This window comes from Prauserella oleivorans, assembly GCF_042685745.1.
GTDB classification, from domain to species: Bacteria; Actinomycetota; Actinomycetes; order Mycobacteriales; family Pseudonocardiaceae; genus Prauserella_A; species Prauserella_A oleivorans.
This window is the reverse complement of the sequence record NZ_JBHUNT010000001.1, coordinates 4,109,642-4,128,137: the sequence shown is the minus strand read 5'-3', so window position 1 is coordinate 4,128,137 and position 18,496 is coordinate 4,109,642. Positions and strand designations below refer to the sequence as shown.

Below are 18,496 nucleotides of genomic sequence, written 5' to 3'. Positions count from 1 at the left end.
CCCGGTCGCCCTGGCCGTGCGCCGCCGTAGGCTTCTCGCCGACCTGGCCCGCAGGGAGACCGCCCTCGACGTTCCCGCGCTGTTACCCGGGCCGCGGGCTCACGCACGTCCGTTACGGACAGCGTCCATACCGAGCGCGTGAAGAGTCTCCGGTCCCGCATGGCGCGGACGTGAGCCCGGCGTCCGAGTTTGACTCGTGCCTGCCGGAGACATGTCGCAGCGTGCAGTCGGCCACTCGTCAGAATCGCCTCGACCGGGGGATGGCCGGCGCCGGCGCGCCTAGTTCTGAGCACCCGAAGTGTGACCCAGGCCGCGATCGGCTTCGGTGAAGTCGCCTGAAGGAGTGAGGTACTCTGGCGTCATCCCGTAAGAAACGATGCGTATCTACCTGTGGTCGGAGCCGCGGACAGGTGGGACCGGTCGTCGTGGGTCGAGGGGATCCAGCGAGTTGAGGGTGGACGTGCGCCTCACCTGTGGCGCCGGCGGCTGCCCACCGGATGGGCGCCCGCGCGAACGGCGCGCATCGCTTCGGCACGGCGACGCGCACCAGCTGACCGACTGACGACGTGTTCGATCATCACTCACCCGGGAGCCGACAACCCGCATGGCACAACTCCTCTACCGCCTCGGAAAGACCGCGTATCGGCGCTGGCCCTTCTTCCTGATCGGCTGGCTCGTCGTGCTCGTCGGTGTCGGTGGCTTCGCCGTGACGCAGTCGAAGCCGATGTCCGACCAGTTCACGATCCCGGGTATCGAGTCCGTCGAAGCCGCCGAAACCATCCCCGAGTTGATGGACGGTGGCTCGTCGCCGATGGACGAGGCCAGCGTCCAGATCGTGGTGCAGGCTCCCGAGGGCGAGACGCTCGCCGAGCCGGACAACGTCGAGGCCGTGAATCGACTGATCGCCGACCTTCGGCAGGTCGACACCGTTCCCCAGGGCGAGACCGACCTCCTCGGTCCGGTCCAGCTCGCCGCCGCGACCGAGCAGCAGGCGCTGCAGGCCGCCCAGCAGCAGGCCGAAGCCGCCGGCCGGCCCTTCGACAGGGAGGCGGCGCTCGAGCAGATCAAGCCGACGCTCGCCGCGTCCTCGCCGCTGTCCGAGGACGGGCGTACCGGGTTGATCGACTTCGCGCTGGAGGTCGAGAAGGTCACCGACGTCGAGCCGGCCACGCAGACCGAGATTCTCGGCGTGGTGGAGGAGAACGCCGAGCAGTCGGGCCTCACGATGGAGGTGCGCGGCTCGGGGATGCAGGTGATGGAGTTCTCCGGCGCCACCGCCGAACTGGTCGGCATCGTCATGGCGCTCCTCATCCTGGCGCTGACGTTCGGTTCGCTGGTGTCGGCCGGCATGCCGGTGGTCACCGCCGGCATCGGCGTGGGACTGGGCTCCCTGGGCATCACCGGGATGACAGCGTTCACCGACATCTCGTCGACGACGCCGATCCTGGCCACGATGATCGGCCTGGCGGTCGGCATCGACTACGCGCTCTTCATCCTGGCTCGTTACCGGAGCGAACTGGACCACACCGACGATCGGCAGGTCGCACTCGGCCGCGCCGTCGGGACCGCGGGTTCGGCGGTCGTGTTCGCGGGTCTGACCGTGGTCATCGCGCTCGCGGCGCTGAGTGTCGTCGGAATTCCGTTCCTCACGACGATGGGTCTGGCGGCCGCCGCCACCGTGGTGATCGCGGTGTTCGTCGCGCTGACCCTGCTGCCGGCGGTGCTCGGCATGCTGAAGGGCACGACGTTCGGCCTGACGTTCCGTTCCTACCGCCCGAAGCGCGAGGACTCCGGCCGCATCCTCAACAACGGCGTCCGCTGGTCGCGTTTCGTCGGCAAGAAGCCGCTGGTGTGGACCCTGCTGGTCGTCATCGTCCTGGGCCTGTTCGCGATCCCGTTCAAGGATCTGCGCCTCGGTATGCCGAGTGACTCCACCGCTCCCGAGGACAGCTCGCGGCGCCAGGCCAGCGAGCTGATCAGTGACGCGTTCGGCCCGGGCCGGCTCGACCCGCTGATGCTCGTCGTGGACGCCCGCGGCATCGCCGACGATCCGCAGGCGCAGCAGGCGGCCTACCAGCAGACGCAGGAGTGGGCCGCACAGCAGGACGGCGTCCGCCATGTCGTCGCCGCTCCCGGCAACGACAAGGGCGCCATGGTGCTCATCCACCCGGAGACGGGGCCGGAGGACGAGGCCACCGAGCGGCTGCTCGACGACCTCCGCGCGGGTGAGGCGGCGATCGAGGAGCGGACCGGCGTCGACCTGGCCGTCACCGGGACGGTGGCGATCATGGCCGACATCTCGCAGAAGTTGAACGACGCGTTGGCGCCCTATCTGGCGATCGTGGTCGGGCTTGCCTTCATCCTGCTGGTCGTGGTGTTCCGGTCACTGCTGGTGCCGCTCACCGCGACGCTGGGCTTCCTGCTCTCGATCCTGGCCACGCTCGGTGTCACGGTGGCGCTGTTCCAGCAAGGCTGGTTCGGGCTCTTCGACGGCGGCCCGATCGTGAGCTTCATGCCGATCCTGCTGATCGGTGTGGTGTTCGGTCTCGCCATGGACTACCAGGTGTTCCTGGTGACCCGGATCCGCGAGGCCCACGTGCACGGTGCGTCGTACAAGGAAGCGATCGTCGACGGCTTCCGCAACTCCGCCCGCGTCGTCACCGCGGCCGCGCTCATCATGACCTCGGTGTTCGCCGGCTTCATCCTCATGGACGACGTCATCATCAAGTCGATGGGCTTCGCGCTGGCGGTCGCGGTGGTCTTCGACGCCTTCGTCATCCGGATGCTGCTCATCCCGGCGCTGATGTACCTGATGAAGGAGAAGGCCTGGTACATGCCGCGCTGGCTCGACCGGATCGTCCCCAACGTGGACGTCGAGGGCGAGAAGCTCGAGCGCGACTACCTCGCCGACCACTACAAGGACCATGCCGCCGAACGCGAGGTCTCCAGGGTCTGACCTCCTCAGAGAGCGCAGGGCTCCCTCCGTATCAGGCGATGCGGAGGGAGCCCTGCGTTCCTGCCGCCCGGCGAGTGCCGTTACGAGGCGGGCCTGCACAGCAGCGGCAGGCAGATCGTGTCGACGATGTCGGCCACCGCGGCCTCGTCGACCTGGTCGCTGAACAGCAGTTCGTCACGCAGCAGCATCAAGGGAAGCATGACCACCCGGCGCGGCAGGGGATCCTGGCTGATCTCGCCGCGGTCGCGGGCGGCCTCGAGGAAGTGCCCGAGCATCTCCTGGGCCGAGGTCCAGCTGAGCTCCGCCAGCTCGGGCAGGAACTCGTCGTCCACCTCGGCGATGAGGCGCCGCAACGTGTCGGCACCGATCTGCTCGACCCCGCGCGCGAGCGCGGCGCCCAGTGCCATCAGGTCGCCGCGGAGGCTGCCGGTGGTTTCTGTGGGCAGGTCCGGGGGAGTGGTCCGGACCAATGCGTCGATGACCATCTGCGCGCGGGTCGAATAGCGACGGTAGATCACCGGCTTGCTCGTGTGCGCCCGCTGGGCGACTCCGTCGAAGGTGAGCCCGGCGTATCCCCGCGCGAACAGTTCGCCACGCACGGCATCACGGATGGCCTCCCGCAGCTCCTCGCCGCTGCGGCGGGTCGATCGGGCTGCGTCGGTGTGCTCACTCATGACATCTCGGGCCAGGATCTCGGCGGGACTCCACACTCTAACCGACGGTGTGAGCGGCGGTTCCCTGCGACGGCCAGGGTTGCGGGATCCCGGACGGGCGCGGCCATCGGCCGCTACGGCGACGTCCGGTCGACCAGGGTGAGGTAGGCGTCCAGCTGGGCCGCGCCGGCGAGAAGGTCGCGACTGCGCGTGGTGAGGCGGTCCTGCCAGGAGTCGAGGAAGGTCGTCAGCGCGTCCGCTCCGCCCGCCTCGCGCACCGACTCGAGGAACCGCGCGACCTGGTGCAGCCGGTACCCGCCGCGGCGGAGCTGGCGCGCGATCTCGGCGTCGCGCACGCCCTCCGGTCCGTATTCGCGATATCCCGTGGCCCGGTCGCGTGCGGGGCGCAGGATGCCCTCGGCCTCCCACGTGCGCAGCGTTGCCGGGTGTACGCCGAGCCGGCGCGCGAGTTCTCCCACGGTCAACGGTCGACCGTGGACAGGGCTGGGCGTGGTGGTGGACAGGGCGCCCAGTGCGGCCGCGACCTCGGTGCGGGTCTCCCGTTCGGCGAGCAGCGCGGCGTGGGCGGCGTCGATGAGCCGGTAGGCGGACTCGATGTCGCCGCGGTTCGTCGCGCGCATGATCTCCACCGCCTGCTGGTGCCCGTGGCCACGGCGCAACGCGAGAAACGCACGCAATGCCTGCGCGTGCAGGGACGTGTAGCGCCGGTAGCCGGTCTCGCTGCGCTCGGTCGGCGGGAGGACGCCCGCGTCGCCGTAGTTGCGGATCGCCTGCGCGGACAACCCGTGCTCCCGGGCGAGATCGATGGGTCGCAGCATGCACCTCCGTTTGAAGGTTCCCGGCAGAACCCGCAGGCAGCTGTCGCAGAAGTTTCACTCGAATCTTCAACGATACGGTCGAGGGCAGATCAGTTTGGAGAAGGGGTGTTCATGTCCACTGCCGCAGCACTGCATGCCATCGGCCGCCGGCTCGACGACCCGGCCGACCTGGGCCGTGCTCTCGACGACCTGCTCGACGCGCGGTCCGTGCCGCCGGCCCTGCTCGCCCTCGGCGAGCCGACCCACGGGATCGAGGCGTTTCCGTTGCTGCGCAACGACATCCTCGGCCACCTCGTCGGCCGGGGGTTCCGGTCGGTGGTGCTGGAGACCGACCTCTTCGCCGCATCCGTCGTCGACGACTACGTGGCCGGGGGAGCGGCGGACATCGACACCGTGCTCGCGACCGGGTTCAGTCACGGGTTCGGGGCCGTGCCGGGCAACCGCGAGCTCGTCGAATGGCTCCGCGCGTACAACGCCGACCGTCCGCCGGCGGAGAGGGTGCGCTTCCACGGCTTCGACGCGCCGGTGGAGTACTCCGGGGCGCCGAGCCCGCGACGCGCGCTGTCCTCGGTCGTCGACTACCTGCCCCCGGCGCTGCGGCCCGGGTCCGCCGGTGACCTCGAGGCTCTGCTCGGCGAGGACGCCGAGGACACAGCCTGGACGAGCCCGGCGGCCATGTTCGACCCCGCAGCGTCCATCGGCGACTCCGACCGCGCGCGTGCCCTGCGCATCGTCGCCGACGACCTCGCCAGTGCGCTGCGCCGCGCGGCACCCGGTCTGCGCCCCGCCGATCCGGCCGGCTACGACCATGCCCTCGCGCACGCGCGCACTGCCCAGGGCTTGCTGCGCTACCACGCGGCCATGGCGAGCCCCGCACCCGATCGCATCGCGACGCTGCTCGGCCTGCGCGCCGAGATGATGGCCGAGAACCTGCTCGCGATCGTCGCGCAGGAGCAGAACCGTGGGCCCAGTCTGGTCTTCGCGCACAACGCGCACCTGCAGCGCTCGCAGCCTCCGATCGGCGACGACACCGCGCGCTGGGGGAGCGCCGGCGCGCTCGTCGGGCTCGTCCTCGGCGAACGCTACGTGGTCCTCGCGACCGACGCCGCTCCGGACGCCGATCCGGGCACCCTCCAGCACATGCTGGCCGACGCCACCACGCGCCGCGCCCTGTTCCCCGCACAGGCTCTGCGTGACGCGCTACCCCCGTCGGTCGGCGCGGGCACACCGATCGTGCCCGGCCACATCCCGCTCGACCCGGCCGGGTTGGACGGAACCGACGCGGTGATCTTCATCGCCGACACCGACGGGCACCGGCATCACTACTGGTAGCCGGTAGTCGGTGAGATCCGATAACGGGCACGGTTTCGGCGTCTGCTCCAGGACGTGGGACGCGATGATATGCCCCGAGCTGGCGAATGTCCGAACTCCCCGGGAATTCGAGTCGCACCGTGCCGAGCCCGCTGAACCACAGGTCGAGTTCGGCGTCGAAGGTCCCGCTGTTGCGATGGAGAAAGCTTGGTCTCGCTGTACGGAAGCGAGGTCAAGTCCTTCGTCGTTCCGGTCATGCCCTGGACATTGACCGCGATCAGGCGCTTGTCGGTGAAGACGACGAAATCGCGAATCCCCGTGAAGCCGGAGAGGATTCGCTCGACATAGGGCAGGTCGAGAGCTGGAACAGGGCACTCTTCTCGAAACCGGCCACGGTGACAACGGGGAGCGATGGCTGCTTGCCGGACGACTCCGATGTCGTGGAGGATTGTCGTGTCCGGTGTGGACACCTGCAACAACCGACCCCGGTGCCTGCCCGCCGGCCGTTGAGCCGGCCGGACCAAGGTGCGGCTGTCCCGGCTGTCCCCTCCGGTTCAGCGGCCAGCCGTCTGCGACCCGGCGGGTGCGACGCCCGGTTCATCACGACCGGTCGCGGCACGGGTCTGAACCGCGCCGACGGCGAGCCACCGGCTCGCCGTCCGGAGCCTCGGCGGCGTGGGTCCCGACACGCCGGCACCCCAATCTTGATTGAGTCCAGATTATGGTGCACACTGCGGGGCGTGCCAACGACTTCGGACTACGAGCGCATGTTACGCGGGGCCTCGCTGCGGGTGACGCGTCCTCGCGTGGCGGTGCTGTCCGCGGTGCACGGCCGTCCGCACGCCGACACGGACTCCATCATCCGGGCGGTCCGTGCGGATCTCGGGGAGGTGTCTCACCAGGCCGTCTACGACGTGCTCCGTGCCCTGACCGGCGCGGGTCTGCTGCGGCGCATCCAGCCGCCCGGCTCCGTGGCCCGCTACGAGTCACGGGTGGGGGACAACCACCATCACGTCGTGTGCCGGTCGTGCGGGGTCATCGCCGATGTCGACTGCGTCGTGGGCACCGCGCCCTGTCTGACCGCATCGGACGACCACGGCTTCCGCATCGACGAGGCGGAGGTCATCTACTGGGGTCTGTGCCCCAACTGCTCCACCGCAACCAGTTCCTGAGCGCAGCTGAACCATCTGAAGGGATTTCCATGTCCGAGAACACCGAAGCGGCCACAGGCGGCTGCCCGGTCGCACACGGCAAGCGGCTGCCCCACCCGACTCAGGGTGTCGGCAACACCCACTGGTGGCCGAACCGGCTGAACCTGAAGATCCTCGCCAAGAACCAGCCCGTGTCCAACCCGATGGACGAGGACTTCGACTACGCCGAGGCGTTCAACAGCCTCGACCTGCCCGCCGTGAAGCGGGACATCCAGGAGGTGCTGACCACCTCGCAGGACTGGTGGCCCGCCGACTTCGGTCACTACGGCCCGCTGATGATCCGGATGGCGTGGCACAGCGCCGGCACCTACCGCGTGTCCGACGGCCGCGGTGGTGCGGGCGCCGGCCAGCAGCGGTTCGCCCCGCTCAACAGCTGGCCGGACAACGTCAGCCTGGACAAGGCCCGTCGCCTGCTGTGGCCGGTGAAGCAGAAGTACGGCAAGAAGATCTCGTGGGCCGACCTGATGATCCTCGCCGGCAACGTCGCGCTGGAGTCGATGGGCTTCAAGACCTTCGGCTTCGCCGGTGGCCGCGAGGACACGTGGGAGCCCGAGGACGACGTGTACTGGGGCCCCGAGACCGAGTGGCTCGGCAGCGACATGCGCATCAGCGGCGGCGAGAAGCGTGAGCTGGAGAACCCGCTCGGCGCCACCCACATGGGTCTCATCTACGTGAACCCGGAGGGTCCGGAGGGCAAGCCGGACCCCGTCGCCGCCGCTCGCGACATCCGTGAGACGTTCGGCCGGATGGCGATGAACGACGAGGAGACCGTCGCGCTGATCGCCGGTGGGCACACCTTCGGCAAGACCCACGGTGCCGCTCCCGACACCCACAACGGCCCCGACCCCGAGGCCGCCCCGCTCGAGATGCAGGGACTCGGCTGGAAGAACAGCTACGGCACGGGTAAGGGCGCCGACACGATCACCAGTGGGCTCGAGGTCACCTGGACCAGCACGCCCACCCAGTGGAGCAACGGCTTCTTCGAGAACCTGTTCAACTACGAATGGGAGCTGTACAAGGGCCCGGGTGGCGGCTGGCAGTGGAAGCCGAAGGACGGCGCGGGTGAGGGTACGGTTCCGCACGCGCACGACCCGGAGAAGAAGATCGCGCCGAACATGCTCACCACGGACCTGGCGCTGCGGTTCGACCCGATCTACGAGCCGATCGCCCGGCGGTTCAAGGACAACCCGGACGAGTTCGCCGACGCCTTCGCTCGCGCGTGGTTCAAGCTGACCCACCGCGACATGGGCCCGATCCAGCGCTACCTCGGCCCCGAGGTGCCCAGCGAGACGCTGATCTGGCAGGACCCGATCCCCGCCGTGGACCACGAGCTGGTCGACGACGCGGACATCGCCAACCTCAAGCGGCAGGTCCTCGACTCGGGTCTGTCGGTGTCCGAGCTGGTGTCGACGGCCTGGGCTGCGGCCTCGTCGTTCCGCGGCAGCGACAAGCGGGGCGGCGCCAACGGTGCCCGCATCCGGCTGGAGCCGCAGCGCAGCTGGGAGGTCAACAACCCCGACCAGCTGGCGAAGGTCCTCCGGACGCTGGAGGGCGTCCAGCAGTCGTTCAACTCCGCCCAGACCGGCAACAAGAAGATCTCGCTCGCCGACCTGATCGTGCTCGCCGGCTGCGCGGGCGTCGAGCAGGCCGCGAAGAACGCGGGCTTCGACATCCAGGTGCCGTTCACGCCGGGTCGCATGGACGCGTCGGAGGAGCAGACCGACACGGACTCCTTCGCGCACCTCGAGCCGCTCGCCGACGGGTTCCGTAACTACGTCGGCAAGGCCGCGCCGCTGCCCGCCGAGTACATGCTCATCGACAAGGCGAACCTGCTCACGCTGAGCACGCCGGAGATGACGGTGCTCGTCGGTGGCATGCGGGCGCTGGGCGCGAACTACGACAACTCCAAGCTCGGTGTGTTCACCGACAAGCCGGGTTCGCTGACCAACGACTTCTTCGTCAACCTGCTCGACATGAGCACGGAGTGGAAGCCGGTGTCCGAGAACTCCGAGACCTCGGAGACCTTCGAGGGCCGGGACCGCGCCACGGGCGAGCTGAAGTGGACCGGTAGCCGCGTCGACCTCGTGTTCGGCTCGAACTCCGAGCTGCGCGCGGTCGCCGAGGTCTACGCGTGCGACGACGGGCGGGAGAAGTTCGTCCGCGACTTCGTGCGCGCGTGGGACAAGGTCATGAACCTCGACCGGTTCGACCTGAAGAAGTGATCCGGCGTCCGGGCCGGCGGCGCTCGCCGGCCCGGACCCACGGTGCCGAGCGAGCCCCTGATCTCGTGCTTCGAGGCCAGGGGCTCGTGCTGTGCCGGAGCCGGGGTCTGCCGGTCGCCGAGTGCTAGCATTGACTGCAGTGACAGCACGGAGGTGGCGATGGCGACGTTGACGATCCGGGACCTCGACGACGAGCTCAAAGCCGCGCTGCGCGTTCGTGCAGCGGAACGCGGGCGCTCGATGGAGGCCGAGGTGCGCGAGATCCTGCGGTCGGTGCTGACCAGGCCGTCGTCCGGTCCCGGGATGGCGACCCGGATCCGGCGCCGCTTCGCGGGCGGCGAGGACATGCCGATCGAGCCGCCGCAGCGCACCGAACGGGCGCGCGCCGCGGAGCTGGATGAGTGATCGTCCTCGACACCAACGTCGTCTCCGAGCTCATGCGGCGGGAGCCGGAGCCACGTGTTGTGTCCTGGGTCGACCGATTTCCCCCTGACGACGTGTTCGTCACGGCGGTGACGGCGGCCGAACTGCGCTACGGGGCGGCCCGGTTGCGGGACGGTCGCCGCAAGCGGGAGCTGGCCGTGCAGGTGGACGCCCTGCTCACCGAGGACCTCCAGGATCAGGTTCTGCCGTTCGACGACGCCGCCGCCGTGCACTACGCGGAGATCGCCGTGGCCCGGGAACGCGACGGGCGGCCGATCAGTGTCGCCGATGCGCAGATCGCCGCGATCTGCCGCTGCTACGGTGCTCGGCTGGTCACCCGCAATGTCGATGACTTCTCCGGAACGGGGGTCGACGTCGTCAATCCCTGGGAGGCCGACGCGGAGTAGCCCGGTGGTCCCGCGTCAGTCGTGGGTGAGCTCGCGCATCCAGTACTCGCCGACGAGGTCGTGGCCGAAGCTGTGGTGCGATTCCTCCTCCACGAGGCGGAATCCGCGCGACCGGTAGATCCGCCGGGCGGCGACGAGGACGTTGTTCGTCCACAATGTCATGCGCGCGTATCCGTGGTCGCGGGCGAAATCGACGCAGCGATCCACCAGCCGGGCGCCCAGGCCACGACCACGCGCGACCGGGTCCACGAGCAGAACCCGCAACTTGGCCGTGGTCTCGTCCGCTGCGGTGCACAGGACGCAGCCGGCGCGCGCGCCGTCGACCTCGGCGATCCACGCCGCTTCGCGCTCCGGATCGTGCCGCTGCGCGTAGTCCGCCACGATCCGGGCGACCAGTGCCTCGAAGTCGGCGTCCCACCTGAACTCCTTGGCGTAGAGCTCGCCGTGCTTCATCACCACCCAGCCCAGGTCGCCGGGTGCGCCAAGCGGCCGGATCAGTACGCCGGTGTCGTCCGTGGCCATCGCAACGGCCCTCCACCTACTGAAACAACTGTGTCAGTCAGGGACACTAGTCCCGTGGCCGAGACGACCTCAACCCCGTCGGCGCGGAAAGCGGAGCTGCTGGAGCGTGCCTACCGCTACGCGCTCGAACACGGGCTGGCCGACCTGTCCCTGCGGCCGTTGGCGTCCGCGATCGGGTCGAGCCCGCGGGTGCTGCTGTTCCTGTTCGGCAGCAAGGACGGGTTGATCAGGGAGATTCTCGCTCGCGCTCGCGCGGACGAGCTGGCGTTGCTCGAGCGGGTCGCCGTCGAGGCAGGCGGGCGCCCCGCGGGGCTGGCCGTGGTCGCCGAGCGACTGTGGGGCTGGCTCGCCGCGGACGAGCATCGGGCGCTGCTGAAGCTCTGGGTCGAGGGGTATGCGCGCTCGCTGGTCGACCCCGACGGGTCCTGGGCGGGGTTCGCCGAGGCGACCGTGCGGGACTGGTTGTCCCTGCTGGCGGACAGTCAGCCTCCCTCGGAACGGACGAGCCGGGTCGGGCTGGCCCGCCGGACCTATGTCCTCGCCGTACTGCGCGGCGCGCTGCTCGACCTGCTGGCGACCGGCGACCGTGACCGGACGACCGCGGCCGTCAGGACGCACCTCGAGTCGTTGCGTGCGTAGGCCGGTCAGCCGGTCGCGCGCGCGAGCGTCTCCAGGTGGGTCACCACGTCGTCGAGCGGGGCGGAGCTGCGCTGTGCCTGCGCCATCACGAGCGCCCCTTCGAGCGCACTGACGATCAGGACGGCGAGCGACCTCGCCCGTGCGATGGGCAGCCCGTCCGCGACGAGGGAGTCGGCGATCAGGCTGGTCCACCGGTCGAACGCCTCGCCGGCGAGCCCGCGTGCGCCCTCGTCGGTGCCCAGGGCGGCCGCGACGATGGGGCAGCCCGCGGCGTAGTCGCGTTCCTCGAGCCCGCGCCGCCACAGATCGACCAGCGCGCGCAGCGCCGAGCCGGTGTCCCCGGCGTCGAGGACGCGCGTGATGCCGTCGGTCAGGTGGTCGGCGGCGAACCGCGTCGCTTCCTGGATCAGCTGCGCCTTGCCGCCGGGGAAGTGGTGGTAGACGGACCCTCGCGGGGCGCCGCTGTGCGCGAGGACGTCGGCGAACGAGGTCGCGGCGACCCCGCGCTCCCGCATCAGCGCGACGGCGCTGGCGACCATCGCGGCCCGGGGTCGCGGATCCGCTCGCCGTGTCATCGGTCATCCCTCCTCGCGCGCGTCGTCGCCCATTATGTAGGTTGTCATACTTAACGCGACGAAGGAGGTTCCGTGAGCGAACTCGCCGGCTCTGCCGTCCACCCGTTCGACGCCGCGGTCGCCCTCGAGGCACTCGGCGACGGCCGCTACACCGGCCACACACACCCGGCCTACGCCAACATGGTCGGCCCGTTCGGCGGGATCACGGCGGCCACGCTCCTGCAGGCGGTCGAGCAGCACCCGGACCGGCTGGGTATGCCGCTCTCGCTCACGGTCAACTACGCGGGCCCGGTGGCGGACGGTCCGTTCGAGGTCACCGCTCGCCAGGTGCGCACCAACCGCTCCACGCAGCACTGGTCGCTCGACCTCGCCCAGGACGGCGAGGTCTGCACCACCGCGACCGCGGTGTACGGGATCCGGCGGCAGACCTGGTCGTCAACGGAGGCGGTGTTCCCGGCCGTGCCGGCCGCGGACGAGGTGGCGGTGCGGCCGTTCCCGGAGTTCGTGGCCTGGGGCCGCAACTACGAGATGCGCTACGTCGACGGCGCCATGCCGGAACCGGGCGCGAGCGAGTCGGACGACTCGACGACGACCGTGTGGGTGCGCGACGCGCCGGCGCGGCCCCTCGACTTTCCCGGGCTGGCGGCGTTGTGCGACATCTTCTACCCGCGCATCCTGCTGCGCCGCGGACGGTTCGTACCGGCGGGGACGGTGTCCCTGACCACGTACTTCCACGCCGACGCCGACCTGGTCTCCGCGCAGGCGGACCGGCCCGTGCTCGGCCGCGCCCGGGCCCACCACTTCGGCAAGGGGTACTTCGACCAGTCCGCGCGGCTGTGGGGCGCCGACGGCACCCTGCTCGCGACCAGTCACCAGCTGGTCTACTTCAAGGACTGACCGGACCTCCGGAAGGGGATGGACGCGTGAACAGCACGTGGGCGGTGGCGTCGGCTCTCGTCTTCGTCTGGCTCGGCATGGTGCTGGCCATCTCGTTCCTCGAGGCGCCGCTGAAGTTCCGGGCACCGGACGTCACGCTGCGGATCGGGCTCGGAATCGGACGGCTGGTGTTCCGCGCCCTGAACATCGTCGAGACGGTGCTGGCCGTGGCGCTCGTGGTCACCGTGCTCGTGTCGGTTCCGCCGGTGTCCGCGCTCGTGCCGGTCGCCGTCGCGATCGCCGCGCTGCTGGTGCAGCTCGCCGGGGTGCGGCCGCGCCTGTCCCGCCGTTCGGACGAGGTGCTCGCCGGCAAGGATGCGCCACGCTCTCGTGGTCACTACGTCTACATCGCACTGGAAGTGGTCAAAGTGGCCGCCCTGATCGCCGGGGGAGTGGGGCTGCTCGGGGCATAGCCCGTCCATGAACGTCGCGTGTGGACGGTCACGGTGATCGCTCGGCGCAGGCCGCCGAGGATAGGCTCACCGCATGCTGCCGAGACAGTCCCCGCCGCTGCGGGGCGGGGAACGCGAGATGCTGCGGGCGTACCTGGACTTCCACCGATCCACCCTCGCCATGAAGTGCCAGGGACTCACCGACGACGAGTTGCGGCGCCGGTCGATGCCGCCGTCCATGCTCACCCTGCTCGGACTCGTCCGGCACCTGGCGGAGGTCGAGCGCACCTGGTTCCGCCGGGTCGTCAACGGCGAGGACATCCCGCTCGTCTGGTCGGGCCGGGGTGATTTCCAGGAGGCGTTCGACCTCTCTGCCGCCACCCGCTCCGAGGCTTTCGCGGCGTGGGAGGCCGAGGTCGCGCACGCACGCCGGATCGAGCGGGAAGCCGATTCCCTCGACGTGACCGGCTACGTCGCACGCTGGGAGGCCCACGTGTCGCTGCGGCTGGTGATGCTGCACCTCATCCACGAGTACGCCCGCCACAACGGGCACGCCGACCTCCTGCGTGAGGGCATCGACGGCACCGTCGGGCCCTGAGCGCACGACAACAGTCCACACCGGACCGCGAGGACGTGCTCCCCGATGTGGCGGGGCGGCCACACCGGGGAGCGATCGGCCCTTACGGAACGGTGAGCTCGGGTGCGTCGGCGAGAGCCGTCCGGTTGGTGGACGCCAGCTCCCAGGCCGTCTGCCGCGGCGGCACGCCGTCGACGATCCACGCGCCGAGCAAGAGGGCCACCTTGGCCTGCATCTCGGTGCGCAGGCGGAGGAAGGAGTCGGCCGGGTCCGCGCCGACCTGGCCGAGCAGCAGCCACCACGCCCACGCCGCCGCGCCGGCGTTGGCCACGAAGTCCGGCACCACCGGGATGTCCCGCGCGGCGAGCATCGCCTCCGCCTCCGGGGTGGTGGCCGAGTTGGCGGCCTCGACGACCACCTTCGCCGCCACGTCCGGCACGTTGTCCGGCCGGATGGCGTAGGAGATCGCCGCCGGTACGACGATGTCGGCTTCCGTGGAGAGCACGGCCGCGCGGGGCAGCCGCTGGACGTCGTCGGGAACGCGGGAACGGTCGATCTCGCCGTAGGCGTCGCGCAGTTCCAGCAGTGCCGGCACGTCCAGACCTTCCGGCCGGTACAGCGTGCCTGCCGCGTCGGCCACGGCCACGACCCGCATGCCCGCCTCGTGCAGGTACCAGGCGGCGCCACCGCCCATCGTGCCGATGCCCTGGATCGCGACGGTCGTCTCGGCGTGGTCCCAGCCCCAGGCGCTCGCCGCTCCGAGGCACGCCTGGGCGACGCCGTACCCACCGACCACGTCCCCGAGCAGCAGACCGCCTGGCACCGGGGCGTTGAGCCCGGCCTGCACGCGGCGCAGCGTGCGTTCCGGGTGCGCCGACCGGCGGATCGCCGCGTGGTAGGACTGCTCGAGCCCGAGCCGGGCGAACACGTCGTCGATGAGGTGCTGCGGGACGCCGAGGTCCTCCGCGGTCACCCAGTGGGCGTCCAGCCACGGGCGCATCGCCTGGCAGAACCGTTCCAGCACGCCGACCGCGCGCGGGTCCTTCGGGTCGAAGTCGATACCACCCTTCGCGCCGCCGACCGGCAGCTCGAACGTCGCCGTCTTGGCCGCCATGCCGCGTGCCAGGTCCTCGACCTCCGACATGGTGCAGCCCGCCCGCATGCGCGTGCCGCCCGTGGCGAGTCCCGAGACCAGCGTGTGCACGACGAGGTAGCCGTGGGCACCGGTGACCGGGTCGGTCCACGTGAGCCGCAGCAGCGGCTCGCTGTGCCGAATGTCCGCGATGCCCGGCTCGGGCACGCGTTCCGTGCGCTCGGTGCTCGTGCCCTGCCACGGGTCGTGCATCGTGGTCACCAGAAACCCACCTCCAACGTCGTCACTCGCCGTACTCCGGTTCCGGCGCCAGGGTTTCGAGCGCACGACAGCCAGCCCTCCGAGCTGTCGACGGTGGACGCTGGGACGGCTGCTGAGCTGCGAGAACACCGGGTTGCTCACCCCTGGGCCGGTGACTCCAGCGTGCGCCCTGCCGCGTGTGCGCGTCCAGTTAAGGATCTTGCACGGTTACGTTCACGCTTCCTGCACAGCGCGCTCGAGCAGCGGTTTGCCTAGGCTGATCGGCATGGAGCTTTCGCTGCACCGCTTACGGATGCTCCGGGAACTGCACCGGCGCGGGACCGTCACGGCCGCTGCTGGGGCGCTGCACTACACCGCCTCGGCGGTGTCCCAGCAGCTCGCTCAGCTGGAACGCGACGTGGGGGTGAAACTGTTCGAGCGGCTCGGCCGCCGGGTCCAGCTCACCGAGCTCGGGATGTTGCTCACCGAGCACGCCGAGGACATCCTCGGCTCGGTGGAGCGCGCGACCATGGCGCTCGAGCGGGCACAGGACGGGCTCTCCGCCCGGCTGACGGCCGGCGTGTGGGCGTCCGTCGCGTCGGGCCTGCTGCCCTCGGCGCTCACCGCGCTGGCCGCCGACCACCCCGGCATCGAGGTCCGGACACGGGAGCTGGCGCCGGAGGAGACGGCGGGGGCGGTCCGGGACGGGTCGCTGGACTTCTCGTTCGTGATCGACTACTCGGACTACCCGATGCCGTGGGACCCGTCGCTGGCGCGCGAGGTCATCGCGGTGGAGCGGCTGCACGCCGCGGTGCCGACCGGGGTGGTGCCCGCGGGCAGCGTGTCGCTCACCGACCTGGCCGAACACCCGTGGATCCTCGCCGGGCCGCGGTCCCATTTCGGCCGTGCGGTGCGGATCGCGTGCCAGCGCAGCGGATTCGAGCCCAAGATCAACCACGAGGTGGGTGAGCAGGCGACCGCGCTCGCGATGGTCGCCGCCGGGCTCGGGGTCACGCTCGTGTCGGACCTCGGGCTGTCGCTGCTCCCGCCCGGTGTGGACATCGTGGCGCTCACCGAGCCGGTGATGCGCACCGTGTCGATCGCCCACCGCGCCACCACCACGCCGAGGCCGTCGCTGCAGCTCGTGATCGAGGCCGTTCGAGGGGCGGCGGCGGAGAAGGGGCTCGGTGCCAGCTCGCCGCTGCCGTGACGGGTGGCCTACCGGCGGTCGTCGGGCATGACGAACCACAGCACGAGGTAGAGCAGGAACTGCGGTCCGGGCAGGACACAGGACACCAGGAACAGCAGCCTCATGTTGCGCGGCCGCCAGCCGACGCGGCGGGCCAGGCCCCCGCACACCCCGGCGATCATCCGGTCGTCGCGCGATCGCGTCAGCTTCGTCGTCGTGCTCATGCCTCCACCGTGCCCGATCCGGCGGCCCGCGGCATCGGGGACCACCCGGAGGTGGACCCGGAGATCAGTCCTCGAGTCCGTCCCGGTCGGCCCACTCGAGCAGCGTCTCGAGGGAGTAGGCGGTGTCGTCGATGCGCGCGTGCAGGTCCCCGACCTTGGCGAACCGCCGCGGCACCGTCGCGATGGTGAACTCACGCGGCTCCACGTCGTCGACCTCGTCCCAGCGGATCGGCGTCGACACTGTGGCCTCCGGCACACCGCGGACCGAGTAGGCGCTGGCGATGGTGTGGTCACGCGCGTTCTGGTTGTAGTCGACGAAGAGCAGCGCGGGGTCACGATCCCGGCGCCACCACGCCGTGGTCACGTCGTCGGGCGCACGTCGTTCGACCTCCAGGGCGAACGCGAGTGCCGCCCGCCGGACCTCGGAGAACCCCCAGCGGGGCTCGATACGGACGTAAATGTGCAGCCCCCGGCCGCCGGACGTCTTCGGGAAGCCCGTGATGCCGAGCTCGTCGAGCACCTCGTGGGCCACCTTGGCGACGCGCCGCACCCGCGCGAAGTCGCACTCGGGCATGGGGTCGAGGTCGATGCGCCACTCGTCGGGTCGCTCGGTGTCGGCCCGCCGCGAGTTCCACGGATGGAACTCCACAGTGGACATCTGGACCGCCCAGATCACGCTGGCCAGCTCGGTGACGCACAGCTCGTCGGCGTGCCGGTTGTACCGGGGGAAGTGCACGCGCACGGTCTCCAGCCACGGCGGCGCGCCGGACGGGATGCGCTTCTGGTGCACCTTCTCACCCGACACGCCCTTCGGGAACCGGTGCAGCATGCACGGCCGCTCCCGCAGCGCGCGCACGATGCCGTCCCCGACGGACAGGTAGTACTCGACCAGGTCGAGCTTCGTCTCGCCGCGCGCGGGGAAGTACACGCGGTCCGGGTTGGAGATACGCAGGGTGCGGTCGCCGACCTCGACCTCCACCGCCGAATCCTTCGCCATGCGACGACGCTAGCCGCTCGCTGCCGCCGACGCGGGGATCATGCGGCGGCCACATCCGTGCCATCCCACGGTCGGACCAACCGCGGCGTTACTGTCGGTACATGTCGCGTGCCGAGAACCTGCCGACCTACACGATGCGCCAGCTCGCCGCGTTCGTGGCCGTGGCCGAGACGGGAACGATCGGCGGTGCGGCCGAGCGCATGCACCTGTCGCAGTCGGCGCTGGCCTCGGCGCTCACGGACCTGGAGAAGGCGCTGAAAGTGCAGCTCACGGTGCGCAGGCGGGCCAGGGGAGTGCAGCTGACGCCCACCGGGGAAGCGGTGCTCGCCCGGGCCAAGGTGCTCCTGCAGCAGGCGAGTGAGCTGCAGGCCGACGCGGCCGGCGAGGGCGGCGTCGTGGCCGGGCCGCTGGTGATCGGCTGCTACCCCTCGCTGAGCCCCACGGTGCTGCCGGCGCTGCTGCGGTCGTTCACGCAGCGTTACCCCAAGGTGCGGGTCGAGCTGCGGGAGGACACCCAGAACCGGCTCCGCAAGCAACTCGACGACGGGGAGCTCGACCTCGCCATCGTCTACGACCTCGAGCTCTCGCCCGAATGGCGCACGACGCGGCTCGCGACCCGCAAACCGACCGTGCTGCTCGACGCAGGGCACCGGCTGGCCTCCTGCCGCGGCCGCCTGCGGCTGGCCGAGCTCGCCGAGGACCCGATGGTGCTGCTGGACGCGCCGCCGAGCTCCGAGCACGCGCTCGACGTGTGCCGGCAGGCCGGGTTCGCTCCCCGCGTGGCCTATCGGACCGAGAACTTCGAGACCGCGCGCGCGTTCGTGGGCCGCGGGCTCGGCTGGACGCTGCTCGTGCAGCGGCCGCGCCACGACGTCACGTACGAGGGTCTCGAGGTCGTCGTCAAGACCGAACTGGACCCGCAGCCGGACCCCGTGGACGTCGTCGTCGCGTGGCATTCGGCCTCGATGCTGAGCAAGGTGTCGCGACTGTTCGTGCAGTTCGTGGCGGCTCGGGCGGACACTTCCCAGGATTCTCCGGCGAACTAAGCGGGATAGTTGCGCTTTTCAACCACTCACCGCAGCGGCGATGC

20 protein-coding genes are annotated in these 18,496 nt (G+C 70.5%); 12 read left to right on the top strand and 8 right to left on the bottom strand.

Translation table 11 applies throughout. From position 1 onward, the window contains the following. Positions 1 to 604 precede the first annotated feature (604 nt). Positions 605 to 2,956: an MMPL family transporter gene (locus ACFSZT_RS20225; protein WP_377391477.1), complete on the top strand. Its 2,352-nt coding sequence runs from the start codon at positions 605 to 607 to the stop codon at positions 2,954 to 2,956. Between the two features lie 80 nt (positions 2,957 to 3,036). Here the strand turns inward: ACFSZT_RS20225 and ACFSZT_RS20220 are convergent, their stop codons facing one another. Both ACFSZT_RS20220 and ACFSZT_RS20215 read right to left on the bottom strand, forming a co-directional pair. Next, positions 3,037 to 3,630, bottom strand: coding sequence for a TetR/AcrR family transcriptional regulator (locus tag ACFSZT_RS20220; protein WP_377391474.1), 594 nt, complete (start codon positions 3,628 to 3,630; stop codon positions 3,037 to 3,039). A 113-nt stretch (positions 3,631 to 3,743) separates the two neighbouring features. Continuing rightward, entirely contained in the window at positions 3,744 to 4,448 is a 705-nt protein-coding gene (locus ACFSZT_RS20215) for a MerR family transcriptional regulator (protein ID WP_377391471.1), read from the bottom strand. Between the two features lie 111 nt (positions 4,449 to 4,559). Here ACFSZT_RS20215 and ACFSZT_RS20210 point away from each other — a divergent pair, with 111 nt between their 5' ends. After that, entirely contained in the window at positions 4,560 to 5,780 is a 1,221-nt protein-coding gene (locus ACFSZT_RS20210; RefSeq protein ID WP_377391468.1) for an erythromycin esterase family protein, read from the top strand. Here the strand turns inward: ACFSZT_RS20210 and ACFSZT_RS20205 are convergent. Further along, entirely contained in the window at positions 5,771 to 6,229 is a 459-nt protein-coding gene (locus ACFSZT_RS20205) for a PH domain-containing protein (RefSeq protein ID WP_377391465.1), read from the bottom strand. The two genes, ACFSZT_RS20210 and ACFSZT_RS20205, sit on opposite strands and share 10 nt — an antisense overlap. A 270-nt stretch (positions 6,230 to 6,499) precedes the next feature. Here ACFSZT_RS20205 and ACFSZT_RS20200 point away from each other — a divergent pair, with 270 nt between their 5' ends. The 4 genes from ACFSZT_RS20200 to ACFSZT_RS20185 all read left to right on the top strand — a co-directional run bounded on the left by ACFSZT_RS20200 (position 6,500) and on the right by ACFSZT_RS20185 (position 10,022). Beyond that, positions 6,500 to 6,931, top strand: coding sequence for a Fur family transcriptional regulator (locus ACFSZT_RS20200; protein ID WP_377391462.1), 432 nt, complete (start codon positions 6,500 to 6,502; stop codon positions 6,929 to 6,931). 29 nt (positions 6,932 to 6,960) lie between these two features. After that, a complete protein-coding gene (katG, locus tag ACFSZT_RS20195; protein ID WP_377391459.1) occupies positions 6,961 to 9,192 on the top strand; it encodes a catalase/peroxidase HPI in 2,232 nt (743 codons plus the stop codon). A 159-nt stretch (positions 9,193 to 9,351) separates the two neighbouring features. Further along, entirely contained in the window at positions 9,352 to 9,597 is a 246-nt protein-coding gene (locus ACFSZT_RS20190) for a FitA-like ribbon-helix-helix domain-containing protein (protein ID WP_377391456.1), read from the top strand. Then, a complete protein-coding gene (locus ACFSZT_RS20185) occupies positions 9,594 to 10,022 on the top strand; it encodes a type II toxin-antitoxin system VapC family toxin (RefSeq protein ID WP_377391453.1) in 429 nt (142 codons plus the stop codon). Before ACFSZT_RS20190 ends, ACFSZT_RS20185 begins: the two co-directional genes overlap by 4 nt. 15 nt (positions 10,023 to 10,037) lie before the next feature. On the opposite strand, the gene ACFSZT_RS20180 is transcribed toward ACFSZT_RS20185, so the two are convergent. Further along, complete coding sequence (locus ACFSZT_RS20180) at positions 10,038 to 10,544, bottom strand: GNAT family N-acetyltransferase (protein ID WP_377391450.1); 507 nt, start codon at positions 10,542 to 10,544, stop codon at positions 10,038 to 10,040. A 54-nt stretch (positions 10,545 to 10,598) separates the two neighbouring features. On the opposite strand from ACFSZT_RS20180, the gene ACFSZT_RS20175 reads away from it, so the two are divergent. Continuing rightward, positions 10,599 to 11,183 carry a TetR/AcrR family transcriptional regulator gene (locus tag ACFSZT_RS20175; protein ID WP_377391447.1) on the top strand — a complete coding sequence of 195 codons (585 nt, stop codon included), beginning with the start codon at positions 10,599 to 10,601 and terminating at the stop codon, positions 11,181 to 11,183. Between the two features lie 5 nt (positions 11,184 to 11,188). Here the strand turns inward: ACFSZT_RS20175 and ACFSZT_RS20170 are convergent, their stop codons facing one another. Further along, positions 11,189 to 11,758 (bottom strand): TetR/AcrR family transcriptional regulator, encoded by a 570-nt coding sequence (locus ACFSZT_RS20170; protein ID WP_377391444.1) that lies wholly within the window; start codon positions 11,756 to 11,758, stop codon positions 11,189 to 11,191. A gap of 72 nt (positions 11,759 to 11,830) precedes the next feature. Between ACFSZT_RS20170 and ACFSZT_RS20165 the strand changes: the two genes are divergently transcribed. The 3 genes from ACFSZT_RS20165 (at position 11,831) to ACFSZT_RS20155 (ending at position 13,684) form a co-directional block, all read left to right on the top strand. Next, complete coding sequence (locus ACFSZT_RS20165; protein ID WP_377391441.1) at positions 11,831 to 12,655, top strand: acyl-CoA thioesterase; 825 nt, start codon at positions 11,831 to 11,833, stop codon at positions 12,653 to 12,655. A 77-nt stretch (positions 12,656 to 12,732) separates the two neighbouring features. Next, complete coding sequence (locus ACFSZT_RS20160; protein WP_377391608.1) at positions 12,733 to 13,107, top strand: hypothetical protein; 375 nt, start codon at positions 12,733 to 12,735, stop codon at positions 13,105 to 13,107. Positions 13,108 to 13,180: 73 nt separating this feature from the next. Then, a complete protein-coding gene (locus ACFSZT_RS20155; protein ID WP_377391438.1) occupies positions 13,181 to 13,684 on the top strand; it encodes a DinB family protein in 504 nt (167 codons plus the stop codon). Positions 13,685 to 13,766: 82 nt separating this feature from the next. Here ACFSZT_RS20155 and ACFSZT_RS20150 read toward each other — a convergent pair whose 3' ends face one another. Beyond that, positions 13,767 to 15,017, bottom strand: coding sequence for a Glu/Leu/Phe/Val dehydrogenase dimerization domain-containing protein (locus ACFSZT_RS20150; RefSeq protein WP_377391435.1), 1,251 nt, complete (start codon positions 15,015 to 15,017; stop codon positions 13,767 to 13,769). A gap of 265 nt (positions 15,018 to 15,282) precedes the next feature. On the opposite strand from ACFSZT_RS20150, the gene ACFSZT_RS20145 reads away from it, so the two are divergent. Then, positions 15,283 to 16,206 (top strand): LysR family transcriptional regulator, encoded by a 924-nt coding sequence (locus ACFSZT_RS20145; RefSeq protein ID WP_377391432.1) that lies wholly within the window; start codon positions 15,283 to 15,285, stop codon positions 16,204 to 16,206. 8 nt (positions 16,207 to 16,214) lie between these two features. On the opposite strand, the gene ACFSZT_RS20140 is transcribed toward ACFSZT_RS20145, so the two are convergent. Beyond that, the gene (locus ACFSZT_RS20140; protein ID WP_377391429.1) at positions 16,215 to 16,409 is read right to left on the bottom strand and encodes a PspC domain-containing protein; all 195 of its coding nucleotides are present in this window, start codon (positions 16,407 to 16,409) and stop codon (positions 16,215 to 16,217) included. 64 nt (positions 16,410 to 16,473) lie between these two features. Beyond that, the gene (gene ligD, locus ACFSZT_RS20135) at positions 16,474 to 17,406 is read right to left on the bottom strand and encodes a non-homologous end-joining DNA ligase (RefSeq protein ID WP_377391427.1); all 933 of its coding nucleotides are present in this window, start codon (positions 17,404 to 17,406) and stop codon (positions 16,474 to 16,476) included. Positions 17,407 to 17,507: 101 nt separating this feature from the next. On the opposite strand from ligD, the gene ACFSZT_RS20130 reads away from it, so the two are divergent. Continuing rightward, a complete protein-coding gene (locus tag ACFSZT_RS20130; RefSeq protein ID WP_377391424.1) occupies positions 17,508 to 18,452 on the top strand; it encodes a LysR substrate-binding domain-containing protein in 945 nt (314 codons plus the stop codon). The last annotated feature ends 44 nt before the right edge of the window (positions 18,453 to 18,496 follow it).

Excerpts from the sequence above, each read along its gene's own strand:
- ACFSZT_RS20225 (WP_377391477.1), top strand. The coding sequence starts at position 605 with ATGGCACAACTCCTCTACCGCCTCGGAAAGACCGCGTATCGGCGCTGG.
- ACFSZT_RS20220 (WP_377391474.1), bottom strand. The coding sequence starts at position 3,630 with ATGAGTGAGCACACCGACGCAGCCCGATCGACCCGCCGCAGCGGCGAG.
- ACFSZT_RS20215 (WP_377391471.1), bottom strand. The coding sequence starts at position 4,448 with ATGCTGCGACCCATCGATCTCGCCCGGGAGCACGGGTTGTCCGCGCAG.
- ACFSZT_RS20210 (WP_377391468.1), top strand. The coding sequence starts at position 4,560 with ATGTCCACTGCCGCAGCACTGCATGCCATCGGCCGCCGGCTCGACGAC.
- katG (WP_377391459.1), top strand. The coding sequence starts at position 6,961 with ATGTCCGAGAACACCGAAGCGGCCACAGGCGGCTGCCCGGTCGCACAC.
- ACFSZT_RS20190 (WP_377391456.1), top strand. The coding sequence starts at position 9,352 with ATGGCGACGTTGACGATCCGGGACCTCGACGACGAGCTCAAAGCCGCG.
- ACFSZT_RS20180 (WP_377391450.1), bottom strand. The coding sequence starts at position 10,544 with ATGGCCACGGACGACACCGGCGTACTGATCCGGCCGCTTGGCGCACCC.
- ACFSZT_RS20170 (WP_377391444.1), bottom strand. The coding sequence starts at position 11,758 with ATGACACGGCGAGCGGATCCGCGACCCCGGGCCGCGATGGTCGCCAGC.
- ACFSZT_RS20160 (WP_377391608.1), top strand. The coding sequence starts at position 12,733 with ATGGTGCTGGCCATCTCGTTCCTCGAGGCGCCGCTGAAGTTCCGGGCA.
- ACFSZT_RS20155 (WP_377391438.1), top strand. The coding sequence starts at position 13,181 with ATGCTGCCGAGACAGTCCCCGCCGCTGCGGGGCGGGGAACGCGAGATG.
- ACFSZT_RS20145 (WP_377391432.1), top strand. The coding sequence starts at position 15,283 with ATGGAGCTTTCGCTGCACCGCTTACGGATGCTCCGGGAACTGCACCGG.
- ACFSZT_RS20140 (WP_377391429.1), bottom strand. The coding sequence starts at position 16,409 with ATGAGCACGACGACGAAGCTGACGCGATCGCGCGACGACCGGATGATC.
- ligD (WP_377391427.1), bottom strand. The coding sequence starts at position 17,406 with ATGGCGAAGGATTCGGCGGTGGAGGTCGAGGTCGGCGACCGCACCCTG.
- ACFSZT_RS20130 (WP_377391424.1), top strand. The coding sequence starts at position 17,508 with ATGTCGCGTGCCGAGAACCTGCCGACCTACACGATGCGCCAGCTCGCC.